General features: G+C 50.6%; 16 protein-coding genes. 4 read left to right on the top strand and 12 right to left on the bottom strand.

Annotated features, from left to right (window positions below; all coding sequences use genetic code 11):
* Positions 1-83: 83 nt before the first annotated feature.
* On the top strand, positions 84-950 hold the full coding sequence (locus BM202_RS00540) for a helix-turn-helix domain-containing protein (RefSeq protein WP_093822523.1): 867 nt from the start codon (positions 84-86) through the stop codon (positions 948-950).
* Positions 951-1,060: 110 nt separating this feature from the next.
* Positions 1,061-2,239: an epoxide hydrolase family protein gene (locus tag BM202_RS00535; protein WP_093822522.1), complete on the top strand. Its 1,179-nt coding sequence runs from the start codon at positions 1,061-1,063 to the stop codon at positions 2,237-2,239.
* A gap of 209 nt (positions 2,240-2,448) precedes the next feature.
* Here the strand turns inward: BM202_RS00535 and BM202_RS00530 are convergent, their stop codons facing one another.
* The gene (locus tag BM202_RS00530; protein WP_093822521.1) at positions 2,449-3,417 is read right to left on the bottom strand and encodes an XdhC family protein; all 969 of its coding nucleotides are present in this window, start codon (positions 3,415-3,417) and stop codon (positions 2,449-2,451) included.
* A complete protein-coding gene (locus tag BM202_RS00525) occupies positions 3,380-5,686 on the bottom strand; it encodes a xanthine dehydrogenase molybdopterin binding subunit (RefSeq protein WP_093822520.1) in 2,307 nt (768 codons plus the stop codon). The genes BM202_RS00530 and BM202_RS00525 overlap by 38 nt, the downstream gene beginning before the upstream one ends.
* 299 nt (positions 5,687-5,985) lie before the next feature.
* Between BM202_RS00525 and tkt the strand changes: the two genes are divergently transcribed.
* Positions 5,986-8,037: a transketolase gene (gene tkt, locus BM202_RS00520; RefSeq protein ID WP_093822519.1), complete on the top strand. Its 2,052-nt coding sequence runs from the start codon at positions 5,986-5,988 to the stop codon at positions 8,035-8,037.
* Between the two features lie 56 nt (positions 8,038-8,093).
* The gene (gene tal, locus BM202_RS00515; protein WP_093822518.1) at positions 8,094-9,200 is read left to right on the top strand and encodes a transaldolase; all 1,107 of its coding nucleotides are present in this window, start codon (positions 8,094-8,096) and stop codon (positions 9,198-9,200) included.
* A 108-nt stretch (positions 9,201-9,308) separates the two neighbouring features.
* Here tal and BM202_RS00510 read toward each other — a convergent pair whose 3' ends face one another.
* The 10 genes from BM202_RS00510 to BM202_RS00465 all read right to left on the bottom strand — a co-directional run bounded on the left by BM202_RS00510 (position 9,309) and on the right by BM202_RS00465 (position 23,119).
* Positions 9,309-10,733, bottom strand: a complete 1,425-nt coding sequence (locus BM202_RS00510; protein WP_093822517.1) for an FAD binding domain-containing protein — start codon at positions 10,731-10,733, stop codon at positions 9,309-9,311.
* Positions 10,734-10,869: 136 nt separating this feature from the next.
* Complete coding sequence (locus BM202_RS00505; protein WP_093822516.1) at positions 10,870-12,222, bottom strand: uracil-xanthine permease family protein; 1,353 nt, start codon at positions 12,220-12,222, stop codon at positions 10,870-10,872.
* A 68-nt stretch (positions 12,223-12,290) separates the two neighbouring features.
* On the bottom strand, positions 12,291-13,559 hold the full coding sequence (gene preA, locus BM202_RS00500; RefSeq protein WP_093822515.1) for an NAD-dependent dihydropyrimidine dehydrogenase subunit PreA: 1,269 nt from the start codon (positions 13,557-13,559) through the stop codon (positions 12,291-12,293).
* Positions 13,560-13,640: 81 nt separating this feature from the next.
* The gene (locus BM202_RS00495) at positions 13,641-14,996 is read right to left on the bottom strand and encodes an NAD(P)-dependent oxidoreductase (protein ID WP_093822514.1); all 1,356 of its coding nucleotides are present in this window, start codon (positions 14,994-14,996) and stop codon (positions 13,641-13,643) included.
* 69 nt (positions 14,997-15,065) lie between these two features.
* The gene (locus BM202_RS00490) at positions 15,066-15,932 is read right to left on the bottom strand and encodes a nitrilase-related carbon-nitrogen hydrolase (protein WP_177236476.1); all 867 of its coding nucleotides are present in this window, start codon (positions 15,930-15,932) and stop codon (positions 15,066-15,068) included.
* 114 nt (positions 15,933-16,046) lie between these two features.
* On the bottom strand, positions 16,047-17,429 hold the full coding sequence (gene hydA / locus BM202_RS00485) for a dihydropyrimidinase (RefSeq protein WP_093822512.1): 1,383 nt from the start codon (positions 17,427-17,429) through the stop codon (positions 16,047-16,049).
* A 66-nt stretch (positions 17,430-17,495) separates the two neighbouring features.
* Complete coding sequence (locus BM202_RS00480; protein WP_093822511.1) at positions 17,496-19,016, bottom strand: NCS1 family nucleobase:cation symporter-1; 1,521 nt, start codon at positions 19,014-19,016, stop codon at positions 17,496-17,498.
* Between the two features lie 96 nt (positions 19,017-19,112).
* Entirely contained in the window at positions 19,113-20,156 is a 1,044-nt protein-coding gene (locus tag BM202_RS00475; RefSeq protein WP_093822510.1) for a nucleoside hydrolase, read from the bottom strand.
* Positions 20,157-20,268: 112 nt separating this feature from the next.
* Positions 20,269-21,618, bottom strand: coding sequence for an aminotransferase class III-fold pyridoxal phosphate-dependent enzyme (locus BM202_RS00470; RefSeq protein ID WP_093822509.1), 1,350 nt, complete (start codon positions 21,616-21,618; stop codon positions 20,269-20,271).
* 43 nt (positions 21,619-21,661) lie between these two features.
* Complete coding sequence (locus BM202_RS00465) at positions 21,662-23,119, bottom strand: CoA-acylating methylmalonate-semialdehyde dehydrogenase (protein ID WP_093823547.1); 1,458 nt, start codon at positions 23,117-23,119, stop codon at positions 21,662-21,664.
* Positions 23,120-23,201: the final 82 nt, after the last annotated feature.

The following is a 23,201-nucleotide window of genomic DNA, read 5'->3' as shown; positions in this document are numbered from 1 at the left end:
ACGCTAAGTTCAGGCTGATCCATAAAACTCCCCGTCTCGTAAATCGTTAGGTTGGAGATCAGTTTTCTTCAGGAACTAATACTATGAAAAAGCCAGCTATCGAGACAGTTGATCTTTTTACTCACCTGGTAGACCCAAATTCATCCACCAGACGTTCATCCTTTTTTCTGGCAAATCAAGACAGTTACCGGGCCGCCAACCTTGAATTCCCGTTCCGAAATTCCTTTTATGGAATCGGTATCACCTATTCGGGTTATAGCGGGCATGTGCAGATTGGCAGTGCTACGTATCCCGTGCAGAAAGGGAGTTTAATTACGATTGGGCCGGGCACCGTATCGAAATGGGCTACTGACTATACATCAGAGCACGATACCGTCTTCTTTACCGAGGAGCTATTTCACAGGACGATCAAGCTGACTGATTTAACCAGGCTTTCCTTTTTTAAGCCGGCCGGTCGGCATGTGATCATGCTGGAACAGGAGACGCAGGACCGCATGAAGCTCCTCTTTGATGCCGTTAAATCTTTCCAGACCGATGACGCCATCATACCGGGTCTTGTTTATGCCATCCTCCAGTTTGCTATCCAGTGCCACAATCAGCCACGCCCCACGGCTCAGCCCGTAAATGCGACCCGCTACGAAGCCATAACCCAGGAATTTACTACCCTGCTGACCCAGCATTTTCGTAACCATCGAACCGTTCATTTTTATGCAGATAACTTGCATATCACACCCAAATACCTGAGTGAAGTGCTTCAGCAAACAACCGGCAAAACCGCCAAAGAACATATTACCGAATTTTTGGTGATAGAAGCGAAAAGCCTGCTTAAACAGACGGATATGACGGTTCAGGAAATCGCTTCCTGGCTGGGTTACACCGATGCATCCTATTTTACCCGGCTCTTTAAGCAACAGGTGTCCGTATCTCCCTTAGCTTACAAGCAGGCTTAGGCTACATTCAGCCTATTTGTCCGAAAAAACTACCTTTTTATCCGTGATTTCGCTATAGGCTCTCCTGCTTTTGCCGCTTATTTTTAACATCAAAAAACGCCTTAAACCCAATGGTACACCCTTTTACAATCAGCGTCGATCCGGCGATACTCAAAAACCTACAGGACCGATTAGCGAGCACCCGCTGGCCCGATCAGGTTGACAATGAGCAGTGGCAAGCGGGTACGAATGAAGCTTATTTGCAACAGCTCTGTACGTATTGGCAACACGATTTTGACTGGAAAAAGCAACAGGATTATTTAAATACGTTTTCGCATTTCAAAGCGACGATCGATAACTACGGGCTTCATTTTATTCATCAAAAGGGGGAAGGAAACCAGTCAATCCCGTTGCTCATGACCCACGGCTGGCCTGATTCCTTTGTTCGTTTCCTGAAAATCATTCCATTACTAACAAAGGCAGATGAAAACGGGCTTTCTTTCGATGTCATTGTTCCGTCGATTCCGGGGCATGGTTTCTCCGATATCCCAACTGAAACCGGCATGAATAATAAACAGATTGCCAGTCTCTTCGCCAAACTGATGACTGATGAACTAGGCTATACCAAATTTATGGCCCACGGTGGGGATGCGGGCAGCGAGATTACGGAACAGATCGCTTTGTATCACGCCGATTCGTTGCTGGGTATTCACCTGACGGATATTCCTTACCACCACATTATCGTTACGGATGAGACTAAACTGGGACGTAATGAAAAGAAGTATAAGGAAGACGTAACCCAGTGGCAGCAGACGGAAGGAGCTTATAATGCCGTTCAAAGCACGAAACCCCAAACGCTGGCCTATGGGCTAAATGATTCACCCGCTGGTTTGGCCGCCTGGATTATTGAAAAATTCTACGCCTGGAGCGATTGTGATGGCGATCTGGAAAGCTGCTTCACCAAAGATGAATTAGTAACCAACATAACAATCTATTGGGTAACCCAGACGATTAATTCGTCCTTTCGGCGGTATCGGGAGACAATGACCGATATGATGCAGGAAATGTTTAACCCCTTACAAAAACTGAATCCATTCGATAAAACCGGAACAAAACCAAATGTACCAACGGCCGTTGCGCAATTCCAAACGGATCTTTTGCCTCCGCAAGACTTTGCGAATCAGTTTTTTTCCATTCACCAGTGGAATAAAATGCCAAAGGGGGGCCACTTTGCCGCTATGGAACAGCCTGACCTGTTAGCTGATGATATCCGCGCATTCGTGCGGACCTTAAAGGTAGCGACGCCGTAATTGTAGGATTCAAAACAGGAGCAGGCATTCAGTCTTTAAGACAACAATCGTTTACGAATAAGCGCAAATCCACCTGATTAAACTTGCAAAATTTCCAGGCATCCATTCACATACCGCCTGTGGCCAGACTTTGTCGGTCGAAAAGACTCAATAAAAACCCATTCATTTTGTAAAAGACAATGTCTTTATTTTCGTCCGCGCACCCTAATTTAGCCCGCGTTTTTCACCTGAATAATCTCCGCAGCGATGCTGACCGCAATTTCTTCGGGTGTCTGGCTGTTGATGGCCAACCCAATGGGTGCGTGTAATTGACGGAGTGTCTCGTCAGGTATGCCTTCGGCGCGGTATTCGGCGAATAACTTGTCTATTTTAGTCCTGCTGCCCAACACGCCGAGATAGGCAAACTTTTTATTTAGTAACGGCCTGATCGCCAGATCGTCCGTTCGATAACCAAATGTCATAACCACGACGTAGTGACTGGTGCCCGGCGGAATCAAATCAGCCAGTTCGTTGTAGCTGGTAACCACGATTTTCTCGTGTGCTACGTTGTTCAGACTCATTGTGTAGAGGTCTGGCCGGTCGTCGAACACGCGGATATAGAAATCCATTCGGCTCATCTGTTCGGAGAGCGCCAACGCGCAATGCCCTCCGCCGATAATAAATAACTGGTTTTTGTACCCGATTTTCTCCTGATAGACCCATGCCTGCTCCGACTGCATCCTGAATTGAAAATCGACTTCGGGCCGTTGATCGGCAATGAAATTGATTCCGGCAGGCGACAGTTCGAGTGTGCCGTTTTTGTGCTGTTCCAGACAACGGATTATCGCCTGAATCGCCGACGTATCGCTCGGTTGAATCCGGTAGATCAGGATCGTTTGGTCGCCCGAGCAGATCATACCGCTCTGGTTATGGGCCGCACTTTTGTCGTGGTACTGGGTTCGGATGGACAGTTCGGCGGCACTTCGCTGGAGCTTTTCTTTCGCCATCTCGACAAATTTGTGCTCCATGATGCCACCGCCAATGGAACCCTCCATATCACCGGATGCATTGATAGCCATCAGAAAACCCTGTCTGCCCGGACTGCTGCCATGACTTTCCAGGACGTAGAGCAACATAACCGGCAGGTTCTGCCGAAGACTGTCAGCCAGTAACTTCCAGGCCTTTAACGGTTTGATCATTGGCAAGTATCAGGGCAGGATTGACGTCGTATAAAGCCAGCAAGACTTTTTCGGGCGTCATGGGGGCATCAAAAGGGATAGTAGTCGTCGGGTTAAAGGCGAGAATGGCATTACGTAACGCGAAATAAGCGCCAATGCCGTACATCAGCGGGGGTTCACCCACGGCTTTTGAACGAAAAATAGCCAGGTTATCCTGCTGGGTTTCCAGAAAATTAATCGCGATTTCTTTGGGAACTGAGTAAATATCCGGCACTTTGTAGGTCGATAACGCATTGGACCTCAGACGGCCCGATTTATCAAAAACAACTTCTTCCATCGTCATCCAGCCAATGCCCTGCACGATGCCGCCTTCAATCTGCCCCCGGTCAATCATCGGGTTCATGCTGGCCCCAAAATCGTGCACCACTTTAACGGCTTCCATCTCATACGTGCCCCGCAGGCAATCAACCGTCACGTCGACAAGGGCGGTGCCGTAGACGTGATACGCGAACGGATGCCCTTTTTCTTTGGTGGCATCGTAATGAATATCCGGCGTCGAATAGTGCGCGTGTTCCGACAGACTTACCCGTTTGGCGTAGGCTTCCATCACGAGTCGCTGCCAGTACCAGTCCGTCTTTTTGTCCCCCAAATAAATGTACTCATCCTGCAGGCTGATTTCGTCAACGCGAACCTGCAAGACATCAGCGGCAACCGCTTTCAATCGATTAACAATATCAGTGCAGGCAATCTGGACGGCCCGCCCGTTCAGGTCGGCGGTGGCGCTGGCGGCCGAGGGCGACGTATTGGCAATTCGATACGTACTGGTTGACTGGAGTTTTACCCGTTCTGGCTGAATCGAAAACGTCTGAGCCGCTACCTGTAACATCTTGGTGTTCACCCCCTGCCCCATCTCGACCGCCCCCGTGCTAACGCCTACGCTGCCATCGGTGTAGACGTGCACCAGTGCCCTAGCCTGGTTCATCCGGGTATTCGTAAACGAGATGCCGAAACAGACCGGCATGAGCGCTATGCCTTTTTTATAAAGAACATTCGCGGCATTGAACGATGCTACGTTATGGCGGATGGTCTCAATATCATATAGCTCTTCTGCTTTGGTCCAGCAGGCGTGGGCTTCGCTTTCAGCCTTTTGTCCGTAGGGAAATTCGTCACCGGTTTTGTTCAGGTTTTTCGCCTGAATGACAGCCGCATCGACCCCGAGCGATTCGGCCGCTTTGGCAATGGCGGCTTCGATCACAAACATGCCCTGTGGCCCGCCAAATCCCCGAAAGGCCGTATTGGGCGGCAAATTCGTTCGGCAGCAGAAGGCCGTTGCCGTGACGTTCGGAATGAAATAGCTGTTGGTGCAGTGAAACAAGGTTCGTTCCATTACGGCCGGCGATAGATCGGCAGCGGCACCGGCATTCTGATAAAACGTTACCTCGTATGCAATGATTTTCAGATCGTTATCCAGCCCGATTTTGAAGTCGGAGGAATACGGGTGACGCTTGCCGGTCATGGCCATGTCTTCCAGGCGGTGCAGCGAATATTTGACGGGCTTTTTCAGGATATGCGTGGCCAGCGCACACAAAGCCGCCCACATATTAGCCTGATCCTCTTTGCCACCAAATCCACCGCCCAGCCGTGTTACGTCCACGTCGATCTGGTGCATCGGCAAGCCTGACGATTTAGTAACGGCACGCTGTACCGCCGTTGGGCCCTGGGTGGACGAATACAGCTTGATACCGTTGTTTTCCTGCGGAATGGCGTAGGCCCCCTGCGTCTCGATGTATAAATGTTCTTGCCCATTCGTGTCGGCAACACCCTCAAAAATATAAGTGCACTGCTCCCAGGCCGCAGCGGTTTCACCGAGCCGGAACGTTCTTGGCCGTACGATCAACTCGCCTTTTGCCTGCGCGTCGCGCGGGTCTGTAATGACGGGTAAAGGCTCAATAGTGACCGTTATTTTTTTAACAGCCGCCCGGGCTTCGTTGTCAGTTTCCGCCAGCACAAACGCAATCGGCATACCGCAATAATGGACGTGGTGTTCAGCCAGCAGGGGTTCGTCGGGCACAATACCGCCGATCTGGTTTTCGCCTGTTACGTCCTTGTACGTCAGAATCCGCACGACACCGGGCATGGTTTCGGCTTCCGTGAGGTCCAGGCTTCTGATGATACCGTGTGCAACCGGCGAACCGAATGCCACCCCGAACAACGTACCACGAATCAGCGGAATATCGTCCAGATAAATCGACTCGCCCCGTACGTGCGTGCTGGAATCTATGTTCTTCATTGGCTTCCTACCGCTTTTATTACGATCCCCTGTTTATCAAAATTACAGGAATCAACGTAAATTCCTAATCGAGTTACGTATGGGATAGCCGAAACGCAATACGTAGCAAGTATATGGAAACGCTAAACGTTTAGACCATTCAGACTATATCTCTCCATCAACCCCCTTTCTGTCAATTTTCTATATTTTTTTAAATCCAATCCGGCTGTAGGGAGTTACTTATTGAATAGACGTTGCTGATGTGCTATTGGCATGTCCTTAGTAGCTAGTATTTCTTCAAACCTCCAATCTATCTGGTCATGACAGACAAGAAACTCGAACTTGACCTCGATCAACTCAGTATTAATACCATCCGGCTCCTGGCCGTTGATGCCGTTCAAAAAGCCAACTCAGGTCACCCTGGTCTGCCCCTGGGCGCAGCACCGATGGCTTACGTGCTCTGGTCGCGTTTTTTACGCTTTAATCCCAAAGACCCGCACTGGCCCGACCGGGATCGGTTTGTTTTGTCGGCCGGCCACGGGTCAGCGTTGTTGTATAGCCTGTTGCATCTCTATGGTTATGATCTTTCGCTCGATGACCTGAAACAGTTCCGACAGTTGCATTCCAAAACGCCCGGTCACCCAGAATCGAACCTGACCGCGGGTGTAGAAGTGACCACCGGACCGCTTGGTCAGGGTTTTGCCAATGGCGTGGGCATGGGAATGGCCGAAGCGCATCTGGCCGCTACGTATAACAAGGAAGGGCATACTCCCGTCGATCATTACACCTACGTCCTCGTCAGTGATGGCGATCTGATGGAAGGGATCGCGTCGGAAGCGGCTTCGCTGGCCGGGCATTTAAAACTGGGCAAGCTCATTTATCTCTACGACGATAACCTGATCTCGCTCGACGGCCCGACCGATCTGGCGTTCACCGAAGACCGGATGGAACGCTTCGATGCCTATGGCTGGCACACCCAGCACGTAGCGGATGGCAACGATTTAGATGCCATCGAAGGCGCGATCCGGGCGGCTCAACTTGAAACCGAACGACCTTCCATTATTTCGGTTCGGACGATTATCGGCTATGGCAGCCCGCAGGAGGGCACGAGCAAAGTACACGGGAGTGCGCTGGGTGAAGAGAACGTACGGAAAACCAAAGCGTTCTTAGGCTTCGATCCCGATAAATCGTTTGTCGTACCCGACGAAGTGCGCGATTTTCTGCATGAGCCGGGTAAGCGGGGGGCCAAGCTCCAGGCCGAATGGCAAACGAAATTTGACGAATACAAACGTCAGTTCCCAGATGAAGCCGAGCAGTTTCTGCTGTCATTTGGCGGAAAACTGCCTGAAAATTGGGATGCCGATCTGCCGAAGTTTACCCCCGCGGATAAAGATATGGCAACCCGGCAGGCATCGGGCAAAGCCCTCGAAGCCCTGAAAAAATCCGTCCCCTTTTTGTTTGGCGGATCGGCGGATCTGGCGTCATCGAACGAGATGCCGACCAAAGGTGATGTGAGTTTCCAGCCGGGTCATTACGAAAATTCGAACATCTGGTTCGGTGTCCGTGAACACGCGATGGGCGCAGCGATCAATGGCATGGCCCAGCATGGTGGGGTGCATCCCTACGGCGGTACGTTCCTAAATTTCTCGGACTACATGCGGGGTGCCATTCGGTTGACCGCTCTGGCTGAATCAAAAGGAACCTTCGTGTTCACGCACGACAGCATCGGTCTGGGCGAAGATGGCCCCACTCATCAGCCCGTTGAGCAGGTCGTTTCACTACGTACCATCCCGAATATTATCGTGATCCGGCCGGGCGATGCCAATGAGACGGTAGAATCCTGGCGCGTAGCGATGACGCAGCCCAAAACCCCGGTCGTCCTGATTCTGGGCCGCCAGAAACTGCCCGTTTTCGATCAGGAAAAATACGGCTCAGCGCGGGGCGTCGAAAAAGGGGCTTACATCCTCAGCGAAGCCGACGGCACGCCCGAGCTCATTCTGATCGGAACCGGTTCGGAGGTATCGCTGGTATTGAAAGCACAGGAAGAACTGAAAAAACAGGGCATTCAGGCGCGGGTCGTTAGTATGCCGTCGTGGGAGTTATTCGAACAGCAGGATCAGGCCTACCATCACGAGGTGTTACCGCCGTCAGTTCGGAAGCGGCTGGCCGTTGAAGCGGGGTCACCCATTGGCTGGCATAAGTACGTAACGGATGAGGGATCTACAATAAGTATGAACCGGTTCGGACTATCGGGTCCCGGCGAAGAGGTGATGGCGTATTTTGGCTTTACAGTCGATAACGTGGTGAAACAGGCAAAAGCCGTCCTGAAAGGTGAAGCACCGGGCATCGAGAAAAAGGAAGTGCTGTCCTAAAAGCAGTTGTGGCAATAAAACACGACTTAAAATCCAAGAATATAAATTACTTAGTCATGGAAAATAACGTAAAAAAGATTCACGATTTTGACCAGAGCATCTGGCTGGACTTTATTGACCGGAAAATTATGGACACGGGTGAGTTGCAAAAACTCATTGACGAAGACGGTGTTCGCGGGCTTACCTCCAATCCGGCTATTTTCGAGAAGGCCATCAGCAGCGGTTCCGACTACGACGAGGATATCAAAAAGCTCGCGCAGGAAGGAAAAAGCAACGAAGACATATTCTATGGTGTAGCTATTGCTGATATCCAGCGGGCCGCTGATCTGTTTAAGCCAGTTTATGGAGAAGAGATTCAGGGCGCCGATGGGTACGTAAGTTTGGAGGTATCTCCACATCTGGCTCTGAATACGGATGGTACGCTCCAGCAGGCCCGCACTTTGTGGAAAGCGGTGGATCGAAACAACGTCATGATCAAGATTCCCGGTACGGCGCCGTGCCTTCCCGCTATTCAGCAGAGTATCAGCGATGGCATTAACATCAACGTTACGTTGCTGTTTGGCCTGGAACGCTACGAAGCCGTTGTCAACGCTTATATTTCGGGTCTGGAAGAACGGGCGAAAGCCGGACAGCCTATTGAGCAGATTGCGTCCGTGGCCAGTTTTTTCCTGAGCCGAATCGACGTACTGCTTGACCCGATGCTGGACGAAAAAGGATTGGGCGATCTGAAAGGCGAAGTAGCGATTGCGCTGGCCAAGAAAGCTTACGAAATCTATAAGCGCGAATTCAGCAGCGACCGATTCAAGCAACTGGAAGCCAAAGGTGCAAAGCCCCAGCGACTTCTGTGGGCCAGCACGAGCAGCAAAAATCCAGCGTTTTCGGATGTCAAGTACGTAGAAGCGCTGATTGGACCAAAAACGGTGGACACGATCCCGATGGAAACGCTCGAAGCCTTCCGCGATCATGGCAACGCGGCATCCCGCTTAGAAGACGATTTGGATAAAGCCACGGAGACGTTGGAACGCGTAGAGCAGGCAGGTATTTCGCTCAAGGCTATCAGCCAGCAACTTGAAGATGAGGGCATTGAAAAATTTAATAAGCCGTACGACAAACTGCTGGATGCCATCAACACGCAGAAAGAAAAGTCCCTGGCGGCTGCCTGATAGCGTTTATGGGTGTATTGCCGATCGGTACGGTCGGCACTTAATAAAAAAGCCGTTACTACAGACAATCGCTGTGTAACGGCTTTTTTCACGTAATGTCAGTCTTAACTATTTCGCCGTCGCAGGGATCAACCGTTCTACCTTCATTGCCGGGAATAGCTTTATAAAATGCGCTTTGATCAACTGACTGAGCAGTAACCGCTTGTAGGCTTCGGTTCCGCGGGCGTCGCTGATGGGCGCGATTTCGGTTTGAGCGATGACGATGGCGTCGAGAATCAGTTCTTCGGTCAACAGTTTCCCGGTTAGAAATTCAGCCGTTTTTGTTAACTGTTTCGGAGTAGCTGCGACACCTCCGGCGGATAATTTAACGTTGATCAGTACGTCGTTTTCGGCCGTAATGCGAATGGCGGAGTTGACGCTGGCAATGTCGAGGTGCGTTCGTTTGCTGACCTTTTCGTAGTTGAACCTTGTGTTTGAATCGGGCAGATCAAAGCGAATTTGCTCCAGATTTTCTTCGGGTTGTTTATCGAGTGTTTTGTAGCTTTTGTACAGATCACGTAGCGGTAGCTCCCGCGACGTGGTGCCATCGCTGAATGTCAACGTAGCATCCAGCGCCAGAAAGAAGATCGTAAAATCGCCGATGGGTGACGCATTGATGAAGTTGCCGCCGATGGTCGCCATATTACGGATGGGCGTCGACGAGATCAGTTTGGTGTAGGCCTTAAAATCAGGGAAGTATTCCTGTATCACGGGCGACTCGATCAGATCGGTCACCGTCGCTGACGGGCCAATCAGGCATTGATTTCCTGCCTGTTGAATGCCTTTCAATCCGGGTTGATCAAATAGAAAACGGATGGATGCCTCCTTGATTTCGTCGTGTTTCTGGACGTACAAATCCGTTCCGCCACCCACCCGCTGAGCGGCTGCATTTTCGTTTGTCAGTTCACCATTCAGGTTTAACGACAGTGTTTGCAACCGCTCCTTCATGTTGAAAAAGTACGAAGGCAGCATGGCCTTCTTCACCGCAAATTTTGCCGGATCTTCGTCCTGACGTTGCACCAGCAAATCAGCCACCCGAGCAGCCGCCCGCTCAATGGATTTATAGCCTGTACATCGGCAGATGTTTCCATCAATAGCGGCAATGGCATTCTCTGAAGTCGGTTCTTTTTTACTCAGGCAAAATGCCGCCATCGATACCACAAAACCCGGTGTGCAAAACCCGCATTGTGTCGCCGATTCGTCGGACATGGCCTGCTGAATTGGATTCAACTCGGCCATATTAAGTCCTTCAATCGTCACGATATGTTTGCCGTGTGCATTACCCAGCGGCATCAGGCAGGACGTAGCGGTTCGGTAACGCAATTCGCCGTTGTTCAACTCACCCACAATGACGGTGCAAGCCCCGCAATCGCCCTCGCGACAGCCAATTTTTGTGCCCGTCAGGTATTGATTATAGCGAATAAAATCGAGCACTGGCGTACCGTTTGGCATCGCCGTACTGACTTCTTTATTATTTAAGATGAATTTTATCAAGGCTAAATACGCGAAAAACTGATTTGAACACAGAGGCACAGAGAACACAGTGTATTAGATCCAATATTTTGTTCTCTGTGCCTCTGTGTTCAATAATATATTTTCTTAAAACGCTGATACTAGCGTTTTCTCTGAGTTAAAGCAATTCGGCGGGTCCTTCTTTCAACTTCTTTTGATCGCTACTTGGTATGAGCAGATTGAGCAGCAATGCCACCAATCCACCAGCCGAGACGCCTGACTCCAGGAACGTTTGAACCACGCTCGGCAGTGTTTCTAGCCACTCCTCCTGCGAGGGAACGCCAATGCCGACACCTAACGAAATCGCGGCAATCAGCGCATCCCGTTGCGACAAGCCACCCGCCACCATCAACCGCAAGCCCGACACGGCTACCAGCCCGAAAAGCATGATCGCCAGGGCGCCCAATACGCTGGGCGGCATCACGGTGATCCAGCGACCAACCGGCGGAAAAAGCCCCAGACAAAGCAGGACGATCGCCATGATCCAGCCGATACGTCGGGCGGCAACACCCGTCATCTGGATAACGCCGTTGTTCTGCGCGTAGGTTGCACTCGGAAAACCACCGACCAGGGTCGAGCCAATGCAGGTCAGTCCGTCGGCTAAAATACCCCCGCGAATACGAACCCAATGATCGGGACCATCGGTCGGTAAGCCAGACAGTTGGGACGTAGCGGTAATGTCGCCCATCGCTTCCAGCACGCAGACGAGGTAGATAAACGCAAATGGAAACAACAGCTCCCATTTGAAAGCCAGACCGTGCGGAAACAGTTGGGGCAACGTAATCCAGGAACCATTACTTTGGACTGGACTTTGAAGCCAACCCATCATCCCACAAATTGTATAACCCGTAATTACGCCAACCAGTACAGCCGCCATCCTCGCCCAGGCTTTGCCAATTGACTGGGCAACAACCATTACCGAAATAACGATTAGCGCAATCAGTCCCCCGCTCCAGGCAGGAGCCCCTTCAGCGGGTAATCGGGCAATACTTCTCATGCCTGTCGGAATCAGCGAAAGCCCAATCAATAAGACAACGATCCCCGAAACCAATGGTGTGAAAACGCGTTTCAGTTTGGGTAAAAAAGGCGCTAAAACAAGTTGCACGGGTGTTGCAGCCAATGACATTCCCACCATAAGCGATAGCCCGCCTGTTGTTCCGGCCTGAATCAGCGGGGCCAGAAAGGCAAAACTGGTGCCGGTAATGCTGAGCAACCCGGACCCAACAACCCCAAAACGCATTGTTTGCAGGAACGTACCCAGGGCCGATGCCACCAGCGCCATGCTGACGAGGTAGGCTGTGTCCTGCTCACTAAAGTGCAGAATACCCGACAAAATCAGCGCGGGCGTGATCGTCCCTACTACCATAGCCCCAACCTGCTGTAGACTAACCAGGAGCGCCGGCACCAAAGGAACCTTGTCTTCCAGGCCGTAAACGAGACGGGTAGATTGGGCGTTAACAGGTTCGCTCATAAGAGAATGATGAAGTATGAATTATGAATGATTTCTGGTTGTATCATTATTCATCATTTATCATTTTGTTAATGGTCGTTCAGGGGTAGTCCGCGCCGTTGAAACTCTTTCCAGTTTACGTAGTCGTCGCCTTTGCGTTGCTCCACCATCGTGATGCAGCTATCGACAGGACATACCAATTTACATAAATTACAGCCTACGCACTCATCTTCTTTGATCGAATACGTATTGAATGGGTTGCCAAACGACAGATTGATGGACTGGTGCGACGTGTCTTCGCAGGCGATGTAGCACAAACCACAATGAATGCACTTGTCCTGGTCGATGTTCGCAACGATGTGGTAATTGATGTCGAGATCTTCCCAATGCGTGATGGTCGGCACCGATTTGCCAATGAAATCATCAAGGGTTTTGAAGCCTTTTTCGTCCATCCAGTTGTTCATGCCGTCAATCATATCGTCAACAATGCGAAAACCATGTTTCATCGCGGCCGTACACACCTGCACGTTTGAAGCACCCAGCAACATGAACTCCACCGCATCTTTCCACGTACTGACACCGCCAATTCCTGAAATGGGCATGCGGGCCGTCAGTGGGTCCTGGGCAATAGTTGTCAGCATTTTAAGGGCGATTGGCTTAACCGCCGGACCACAATAACCACCGTAAACGGACTTGCCTGCTACGTATGGATTTGGCACAAACGTATCCAGATCGACGCCCGTGATCGACTGAATCGTGTTGATGAGCGACAGCGCATGCGTGCCCCCCTCAACCGCAGCCCGACCCGTTGGCACCACCGAATGGACGTTGGGCGTTAGCTTGGTAATGACCGGAAGCGTGGCTTTCTCCATCACCCACTCGACCACCATTTTGGCAATCTCTGGGTCCTGCCCAACGGCTGCACCCATGCCTCGTTCGGTCATGCCGTGCGGACAGCCGAAGTTGAGTTCGAGCCCGTGGGCACCCGTATCTTCGACCTGCGCGATTAGCTCATGCCATTTCTCGCGGGTGTTGTCGGCCATGAGCGACACGATCATAGCCCGGTCGGGAAACAGGCGGACACACTCGGCGATTTCGCGGAGATTGATGTCCAGCGGTCGGTCGGAAATGAGTTCGATATTATTGAATCCCATCATCTTGGTTCCGCCGTAATCAATCGACGAATACCGCGACGATACGTTCTTGACCTGGCTCCCCAAAGTTTTCCAGACAACCCCGCCCCAACCAGCTTCGAAAGCCCGCAGTACGTTGTATTGTTTATCCGTCGGCGGGGCACTCGCCAGCCAGAACGGGTTAGGCGATTTGATGCCGAGGAAATTTGCGCTTAAGTCAGCCACGTTATAAAGAGTGAAGGAGCGAAAGAGTGAAAGAGTGAAAGTTGCTTATGCCAGCGTTTATCGAACCAGCGAACCGCTCTTTCACTCATTCGCTCTTTCGCTCTTTATAAAACCTAGTATCGCCTTAGCACCATCTTTTCCCGCCTGTACGGCATCGACTACTTCTTTGCCACCGTTGACGCAATCACCACCCGCGAAAACGCCCGGAATGTTAGTGGCACAGCTTCCGTCGATGGCAATCTTACCGTTCCAGTTAGTAATCGCATGGCTGCTCACCAGTCCTTCGTAGGGAACCTGACCAGCCGCTTTGATAACCATATCGACGTTCAACGTAATGGTTTCGCCCGTCTCAACCGGCGACCGACGCCCGCAGGTATCAGGCACGCCCAATTCCATTACGTTGCAGATCAGTTGGGTAACCTGACCGTTTTCGCCAATGATTTCTTTAGGCGACGCCAGCCAGATAATAGTACAACCGTCAAGTTTTGCCAGATTTAGTTCGACTTCGGTACTGGGCATTTCGGCTTGTGTTCGACGGTAAACGATGGTTACCTCTTTGGCTCCCAATCGCTTAGCCTGCGTAGCCGCATCAATGGCGGTCATTCCCAAACCAATAACAGCTACTTTATCGCCGACGGGTATGGACGGATAGCCTTTCTCCCGAATGTCGTAGATGAACCGTATCGCGTCTTCAACGCCTAAGAGATGTTCGCCGGGAATATCCAACTGCCGTGCCACGCCAACGCCGATGCCGATATACACCGCGTCATAGTTCGCCTGTAATTCGGCAAGCGATACGTTCCTGCCTAATTCCTGTTCGTATTTGATGTCAATTCCACCCAGCGACGTAATGAAATTGACTTCATCTTCACAGAATTCGGGCGTCACTTTATAAGCCGCAATACCATAGGTCATCAGGCCACCCCCTTTGCTTTCTTTCTCGTAGATCGTTACGTCAACACCTTCCCGACTCAGGACATGCGCGCAACTCAAACCCGCCGGACCCGCACCAATCACAGCGACTTTTCGACTGGTTGACGGTTTGCGCTGGAACAAGGGCCACTTATGTTCAATCGCTTTTTCGGTCGAATAGCGTTGCAATTTGGCAATCGGGATGGGCAGTTCTTCCAGGAAATTATAGACGCAGGAACCTTCGCACAATTTCTCGACCGGGCAAACTTTCGAGCAGCCCGCCCCCATAATATTGGCATCAAAAATCGTATAGGCTGATCCTTTGATGTTATCGGTGGTAATCTGCTTAATGAATTTAGGTATGTTGATGCTCGTCGGGCAGCTTTTAATGCAGGGCGCATCATAACAAAAGAGACAGCGATTCGCTTCCACCAAAGCTGCTTCGCGCGAGTCGAACGGCGGATGGATATCGCTGAAATTTTGCTCGTACTGCTCAGCCGTTAATCGATTGTTGATGATTGCCACGTTTGTTAATTATGAATGATAAATGATGAATTGCGAATGACGGAAAATCATTTATAATTCATCATTCTTTTAAAGTTCTACCAACTTATCATACGTTTCCGGTCGCCGGTCCCGAAAGAACTGCCAGACGCTACGTACTTCGTCAATGACGTCGAGGTCAAATTCGGAGATGAGCAATTCGTCTTTATCTTCGGAAGCCGTCGCGAAAATCTGGCCGCGCGGATCAACGAAATACGACGAGCCGTAGAAGCGACCGAGATTCCAGGGCTTTTCTTCGCCAACCCGGTTAATGCACCCCATAAAATACCCGTTGGCGGCTGCATGAGCGGGTTGTTCGAGCTTCCAGAGATACTGCGACAAACCGGCCACCGTCGCTGATGGATTGTACACAATTTCGGCACCGTTCAGGCCAAGGCAACGCGCCCCATCGGGGAAGTGACGGTCGTAGCAAATGTATACGCCAACTTTTGCGTACATCGTCTGGAAAACGGGATATCCCAGATTGCCGGGTTTAAAGAAAAATTTCTCCCAGAAGCCGGACGTATGTGGAATGTGATTCTTGCGGTACTTGCCCAGATAGGTACCGTCGGCGTCGATCACAGCCGCCGTGTTGTAGAGTACACCAGCCTGCTCTTTTTCATAAACAGGAACGATGATCACCATTTTGTATTTTTTGGCATACTCGGCCATCCGGTCGGTGGTTGGTCCGGGCACCGACTCCGCCGAAGCGTACCACGCGCTGTTCTGGCCCGGACAGAAGTAAGGCGTATTGAAAATCTCCTGCAAACACAGAATCTGCACGCCTTTTTCGCCAGCCTCTTCGATGAGCGGAATGTGTTTCTGCACCATCGCTTCCTTAATTTCCTCAATCGTGCCTTCCCCTTCGGTCTTCGGCAGACTCATTTGTATCAATCCGGATCTAATAATTCGTGGCATGCTTACTTGTGGTTTAGTTATTTAGCAGAGGGCATTGGGTTAGGGGAATTGGGTAAATACGCGGCAGTATTGGCAACATTAACCCTGTGTCCTAACCTCCTATTCCCCACGCGTTTATATCTTTCCGCTCACTTTACTACGTTTAATAAACTGGCCGTATCCTCTATCAATCAGGCATTTATTATCGTCAATGGCCATCTGGCCACGCAGCAGAACGGTCTTTACTTTCCCGGTTAATTCCCAGCCTTCGTAACCCGAATAATCAACATTCATGTGGTGCGTTTTGGCTGAAAGGGTATGCGTTTCGTTGGGGTCAAAAATGACAATATCGGCGTCACTACCAATGGCAATTGTTCCTTTGCGCGGAAACATGCCGAAAATTTTGGCGGGGTTTGTACAGGCCACTTCCACGTATTTGTTCAGTGTAATTTTGCCTTTGTCAACACCTTCGCTATAGAGCAATTCCATCCGATTTTCGATGGCCGGATGCCCGTTCGGAATCTTCGAGAAATCGTCTTTGCCCATTAATTTCTGCTCCCACATAAACGGGCAATGATCGGTGGCCACAACTTGTATAAGCCCCTGATTAATACCCGCCCATAGCGATTCCTGATCTTTTTTCTCCCGCAAGGGCGGACTCATTACCCACTTGGCACCTTCGAAGTTTTGCTCGTAGAGAGATGCGTCAAGAACCAGGTATTGAATACAGGTTTCGACAAACACTTTCTGATTGCGCCGGGTTGCGTTCCGAACGGCATTCAGGGCACCTTCGCAGGTCATGTGGACGATGTAACCGGGAACACCGGTGTAGTCGGCCATGTCGGCAAAACGGCCGCTGGCTTCGGCTTCAGTCACTTCGGGTTGCGAGAGGTAATGATACAGTGGGGCAGTTTTGCCTTCCGATTTATGTTTGGCAACGAGGTAATCAATGACATCGCCGTTGGTGGCATGAACCGTAACCATACCGCCCTGCTTTTTCACTTCCTGCATCAGGCCAATCATCTGGCTATCGTCGATCATCAACGCACCTTTGTAAGCCATGAACGTTTTGAACGACGTAATACCCTCGTTCTCAACCATCTCTCGAATTTCAGCCTTTGTATTTTCGTTAAAATCCGTGATGGCCATATGGAAGCTGTAATCACCAACGGTGGTTCCTTTGGCGCGGGAGTTCCAGTCAGCGAGCGCTTCCTTTAGTGAATGTCCCTGTTTTTGTAGGACGAAATCAATAACCGTTGTGGTGCCACCATGCAAAGCTGCGCGGGTACCCGTTTCGTGCGTATCACTCGAAAACGTACCCATAAACGGCATCGCCAGGTGAACGTGTGGGTCGATACCACCGGGAAATACCAACTTACCCGACGCGTCGATGGTCATATCAGCTTTTATAGGCAGATCTTTCCCGATGGCCGAAATCGTTTCGCCCTCAATAAAAATATCGGCAATGTAATCGTCAGCAGCCGTAATAATTCGACCGTTTTTAATAAGTACAGACATGTTAACTCCCAGTGTTCTTTACCAAGAAATCGTTTAAACCTACTACCATATCATTTCCAGAGTTCGCTATGCATTTAGCGATAAATCCTCTGTGCTCTTTGCGCTATATCTTGCATCTTTTGCGTTTATATTTCCTCTCATCAATCCCAAATACACAAGCCCACTCACAAAAAAACCAACGAACCAGGCATAGTTATAAAGCTGTGAAATCCAGCCGGGAACGCTGTCTGCCGGAATGACTTTAATGGTAATTAGAAAACCCGGAATATTGGGCAAAATGCCCGCTAGCAACGCAATGATGGCGGCTGAATTAAACCCGTTTTTAAATTGATAAATGCCGGTTTCGCTGTACAAATCGGTGAGCACTAATTTCTGTTTCCGAAGGAAGAAATAGTCGGCAATCATGATACCACCAACGGGTCCGAGCAAGCTGGAATAACCGACCAGCCAGGTAAAAATGAAACCCGTCGGATCGGCGATTAGCTTCCAGGGGAAAATCAAAATACCAATGACACCGGTGATATACCCCCCTGTCCGAAAGTCAATTTTTGAGGGAGCCAGATTGGCGAAATCGTTGGCGGGACTAACAATGTTGGCCGCAATATTGGTCGCCAACGTTGAGATCGCCACCGCAATCATGGCGACGCTTACGAGAACTTTACTGTCAAATTTTCCGGCCAGAACGAGCGGGTCCCAGATGGTGGTGCCGTAAATGATGGTCGTCGCCGACGTAACGACAACACCGATGAATGAGAACAACGTCATGGCGGGTGGCAGCCCAATTATTTGCCCGCGTACCTGCGCCTGCTGACTGGTGGCATAGCGCGTAAAATCAGGGATATTTAGCGATAACGTAGCCCAAAACCCAACCATACCGGTTAAGGCCGGAAAGAAAAATGCGAAGAATTCCGCCGAAGTTGCAAATTTAGCCGGTTGCTCCAGAATGGGCCCAAGACCGTTTCCGGCTGAAATGGCCCACCAAAGCAGTGCTAACGCGGCAACAGGTAGAAAGAACGCCTTGAATACCAGCAGTTTCTTGATGCTTTCGACGCCGAGATAAACGACGTACATGTTCAGCAACCAGAACAGGAAAAAGCAGATGGCCGGACCCGTTTGCAACCCAAACGAAGCGGGAAAAACGGTCGGCAGCGTCTCCAGCGACGGAACCCATAACCGAAGCATCTGGTAGATGGAAAATCCGCCAATCCAGGTTTGAATACCGAACCAGCCACATGCCACGATGGCACGTAGTAAAGCTGGAATATTCGCGCCACTGGTGCCGAAACTGGACCGTACCAGCACCGGAAATGGAATGCCGTATTTGGCCCCGGCACGTCCATTTAAGACCATCGGAATCAGTACGATGCTGTTACCGAGAAAGATGGTAAAAATGGCCTGCCACCAGTTCATACCGCCCTGTATGAGCGAACTGGCCATCATATACGTAGGAATACACAGACTCATGCTGATCCAGAGTGCCGCATAATTCCACGTATTCCATGTCCGTTTCGATGCGGGAATGGGCGCTAGATCCTCGCTGTACAGGGCGGACGATTCGTCTACAATTGCTTCAGTAAATTCCTGCATAAGTTTTCGGTTTACGGTATCCGGTTTTTGTTGGGCTGACGCATGAGCCGTTTCGCGACAGCCACCAAAAACCGAATACCGTAAACTACAAATTATTCAACTCATTTTCAACGTATCAAATACCATTTTCTTGAACTTCGCTTCGTCAGCCTCGACGCAGATGGTTGCATTGGGCGGTTTGCCCCAGACACCGAGTTCGTCGATAGCCAGTGCGCCGAGCGTTAACTCGCCCCGCGTTTCGACATCTACGTAGCGCGATACGGTCTGCGTCACCAGGGTCGGGTCAATAACGGCGGCAATGGTAATGGCGTCGGGGTGATTGGACCCGTTCATCTTCTGGTGCTCTTTGCAATACTTCCGACGGACTTTATTAATCTTCATAAAAAAGTCGCTGTATTTCGTGCCCAGCTTTTCCACGTTCGCGTAATCGTCATCGGTAAAAACCGAGCTTTTTACACTCACATCAAAACCAACCGTTGTAAGTGGAATCCCTGATTGGAAAACGATACGAGCCGCTTCGGGATCAACCCAGGCGTTGTACGTAGCACTCGGATTGATATTGCCATAAAACTTGTAGAAGCCGCCCATGAAATAAAGCGCCTTGATCTTTTTGGCGATGGATGGTTCTTTCAGTAATGCCAATGCTACGTTGGTCAATGGCCCAATGGCCACAATCGTCAGCTCGTTTGGGTACTTTTCAACCAGTCGAATAATGGCATCAACGGCGTGTTCTTTCTCCGGCTTTTGTTGCGGGTCAGGAAAGAATGAATCGCTCATGCCATCGCTGCCGTGCACGTATTTCGCGTTTCCGTGAACCTCCCGAACCATGGGACGCGCAGAGCCTTGAAAAACAGGAATCTGGCCGTTCTTTCCGGCAATTTGCAGCGTGTATAATGCATTTTTCGTTTGCTGGTCAAATCCAACATTGCCGCACGTAATAGTAATGGCTTCGACTTTCAACCTGGGCGACGTAACAGCCATCAGCACCGCTACGGCATCGTCTGTTGCGGTGTCGCTGTCCAGAATAATTCGCTTAACGGGGTCTGCTTTTCCAATTGACGCAAACGTTGTAGTGGGTAGTAAAGCCGAGGCCGTTCCGACCGAAAGTGTCTTAATAAATTGGCGTCTGGCTGTGCGCATTTTAGAATGATAATGTTGAAATTCTCTATTGTCAGTAAACCCCCAACCCCCTAAAGGGGGCTTAGGTTGCGAATAAGTTAAGCCCCCTTTAGGGGGTTGGGGGTTCGATAAATCACTCCACTACGTATTCGTCGGCAATTTTCAGCGCTTCGCTAATGATCGCTAAACCTTCATCGATTTGGGCCTTCGTGACACACAGCGGTGGTGCCACGAACACGTAACTCCAGCGGACGAAGGTGTACATACCTAACTCTTTTATTTTGGCAGCTACTTTGCTCATCACAGCCATTTCTTCCGGCCTGGCGTTGAAAGGCGCCATCGGTTCTTTGGTTTTCCGGTTTTTAACCAACTCGAAACAGCCAAGTAGACCCGTATTTCTAAAATCGCCGATGCTCGGATGCTTCTGCATCAAAATTGCAGCTTGTTCATCCATGTATCTGCCCATTTCGACGGTGTTCTCGATCAGATTTTCGTCCTCATATACTTTCAGGGTTTCCAGCGCAGCCGCACAACCCACCGGATGGGCGGCATACGTCATGCCCGTTGCTAACACCGTATCGTCATAGCGGGAAGCGATTTTATCCGTAACCATCAGGCAACCAAACGGAATGTAGCCACTCGTAATGCCTTTGGCCATCGTGACCATATCGGGTACAATGCCGTGGTTTTCAAAGCCAAACCACTTACCGGTACGCCCGAAACCGCTCATGACTTCGTCCATGATGATCAGGATGCCATGCTTGTCGCAGATTTCCCGAACGGCAGCTAAATAGCCAACCGGGTATTGCAGACAACCCGACGTGCCCGACTCGCCTTCCAGCATAATGGCGGCAATATTGCCCGGTCCTTCGTAAGCAATGACCCGCTCCAGATGTTCCACAGAATCCGTAAGCATGCTGGCTTCGTCGTGGTTCCAGCGATATTTGTAGGGAATATCGATGTGCACGAAATTGGGAGCCTGCTGCGAATCGTCGGTGAGTTTGCGGGGGTCACCACCCACCGATAACGTACCATACGTAGCGCCGTGGTAGGATTGGTAGCGACTCAGGATTTTGTGTCGTCCCGTATACAAACGCGCCAGTTTAATTGCCGCTTCATTGGACGTAGCACCGCATAAGGTGAAGAATGCTTTGTTCAGATCGCCGGGGCAGATTTCGGCCAGCTTCTTGCCCAGCTCACCCCGAACTTTTGTTACGCAGTAGGGCGTCACGTAGCTCACTTCCTGCATCTGCCGAACAACAGCTTCGGTAATCCGCTGATTACCATGCCCGATGTTCACGTTCATTAGACCCGACGAAAAGTCGATGTAGCGTTTGTCGTCGTAGTCGTACAGGTAAACACCTTTGGCGTATTTTACCGCAATCGGCGAAATGCCTTTCTGTTTGCTCCAGGCAAACACGGTGTAATCGAAGCTATCCTGAAGGACTTCCTGCGTTTCGGAAAGTGTTGCGGTGTCAAGCATGTCAGTTTATCGTTTTCGGTTTAAAACTTTATCAAAGTTGAAATTAACTCATCCAGTTTATGCCCGCTTCGGGGTTCCACTTAGTCGTGCTTTTCTTGAGTTTTGTCCAGAATTCGATGGAGCTTTTGCCGGTGATGTCCCCTACCCCGAAGCGGCTATCGTTCCAGCCACCAAACGAGAATGGTTCGCGCGGAACCGGTACACCCACGTTGACGCCGACCATGCCAGCGCTGGCTTTGTCGATCACGTAACGCGCCATCCCGCCATTTTGGGTAAATACGGAAGCCGCATTTCCGTAGGGATTGGCGTTCTCGATGGCCAGCGCTTCATCGACGGTATTCGTCCGCATGATGCTGATGACCGGCCCGAAAATTTCTTCCTGCGCAATCGCCATATCCGGCGTAACATAGTCGATCACTGTTGGACCAACATACGTACCGTTTTCTTTACCAGCTACCGTTGGATTGCGGCCATCGACGAGCACTTTTGCGCCCTGCCTTTCGGCATCGGTAATGTACTGTTCAATACGTTCCTTGGACGCCCGGTTGATCACAGCGCCCAGACTGCCGCCGGGAATCATCTTTTGCGCTTCCTCGCAAAGTTTCTCAATGATGTGATCGACGGGACCAACCGCTACCATCGCCGAAGCCGCCATACACCGCTGACCCGCGCATCCCGCCATCGACGCTGTAATGTTTTGAGCCGTCATGCCCGGAATGGCATCGGGCAAAACGATCAGGTGATTTTTGGCCCCACCCAACGCCAGGCAGCGTTTGTAGTTGCTGGTGGCCCGTTTATAAACAGCTTTGGCAATTTTCGTTGACCCAACAAACGAAACCGCTTCGATGCCGGGATGGTCGCAAATAGCTTCCACTACGTCCTTATCACCGTGCACAACGTTGAAAACGCCCGCTGGCAAACCCGCTTCCTGCAACAACTCCGCTAATCGGCCCACACTTAACGGCACTTTCTCCGATGGCTTGAGAATCATGCAGTTGCCCAGCGCAATAGCGTTTGGTATGGTCCAGTTGGGCACCATACTCGGAAAGTTAAACGGCACGATGCTGGCCACAACCCCCAGCGGTACATGTTCGGTGCGACACTCAACCCCCCGACTCACTTCCAGAATTTCGCCGGTAACGATCTGGGGAAGCGAACAGGCAAATTCAGCCAGTTCAGCGCCTTTTTCGATTTCGGCAACGGCTTCTGCGTAGGTTTTCCCATTCTCTTCCTGAACCAGCAGAGCCAGTTCATCTATATTTTTCTCCAACAGGGCTTTATAGCGAAAAAAGACCTGTACTCTTTCTTTGATCGTTGTCCGGCTCCAGCCCGAAAAGGCCGCTTTGGCAGCCTTGACCGCAGCATCCAGATCACTGGCAGTCGATAGCGGAACCGTTGACAGAAATGTACCATCTACTGGCGAAATCACCTCCAGCGTTTGATCGGTTGTTGCGTCGACAAACTGGCCGTTTATGTAATTCTGAATGGGGGTATACTTCATGGTTTTGTTGTATATCTGCATTTTTTGCAGAAATAAGATGTGCAAACTAAAAATTATTTAGATAGTAGTCAAATTTTAGCAA

The organism is Spirosoma endophyticum (genome assembly GCF_900112365.1).
Classification (GTDB): domain Bacteria; phylum Bacteroidota; class Bacteroidia; order Cytophagales; family Spirosomataceae; genus Spirosoma; species Spirosoma endophyticum.
Note: the sequence above shows the minus strand (reverse complement) of the source record. Positions and strands in the feature narration are given on the sequence as shown.

Bases quoted from the DNA above. Each gene is read 5' to 3' on its own strand.
- BM202_RS00540 (WP_093822523.1), top strand. From the start codon at position 84: ATGAAAAAGCCAGCTATCGAGACAGTTGATCTTTTTACTCACCTGGTA.
- BM202_RS00535 (WP_093822522.1), top strand. From the start codon at position 1,061: ATGGTACACCCTTTTACAATCAGCGTCGATCCGGCGATACTCAAAAAC.
- BM202_RS00530 (WP_093822521.1), bottom strand. From the start codon at position 3,417: ATGATCAAACCGTTAAAGGCCTGGAAGTTACTGGCTGACAGTCTTCGG.
- BM202_RS00525 (WP_093822520.1), bottom strand. From the start codon at position 5,686: ATGAAGAACATAGATTCCAGCACGCACGTACGGGGCGAGTCGATTTAT.
- tkt (WP_093822519.1), top strand. From the start codon at position 5,986: ATGACAGACAAGAAACTCGAACTTGACCTCGATCAACTCAGTATTAAT.
- tal (WP_093822518.1), top strand. From the start codon at position 8,094: ATGGAAAATAACGTAAAAAAGATTCACGATTTTGACCAGAGCATCTGG.
- BM202_RS00505 (WP_093822516.1), bottom strand. From the start codon at position 12,222: ATGAGCGAACCTGTTAACGCCCAATCTACCCGTCTCGTTTACGGCCTG.
- BM202_RS00490 (WP_177236476.1), bottom strand. From the start codon at position 15,932: ATGCCACGAATTATTAGATCCGGATTGATACAAATGAGTCTGCCGAAG.
- hydA (WP_093822512.1), bottom strand. From the start codon at position 17,429: ATGTCTGTACTTATTAAAAACGGTCGAATTATTACGGCTGCTGACGAT.
- BM202_RS00480 (WP_093822511.1), bottom strand. From the start codon at position 19,016: ATGCAGGAATTTACTGAAGCAATTGTAGACGAATCGTCCGCCCTGTAC.
- BM202_RS00475 (WP_093822510.1), bottom strand. From the start codon at position 20,156: ATGCGCACAGCCAGACGCCAATTTATTAAGACACTTTCGGTCGGAACG.
- BM202_RS00470 (WP_093822509.1), bottom strand. From the start codon at position 21,618: ATGCTTGACACCGCAACACTTTCCGAAACGCAGGAAGTCCTTCAGGAT.
- BM202_RS00465 (WP_093823547.1), bottom strand. From the start codon at position 23,119: ATGAAGTATACCCCCATTCAGAATTACATAAACGGCCAGTTTGTCGAC.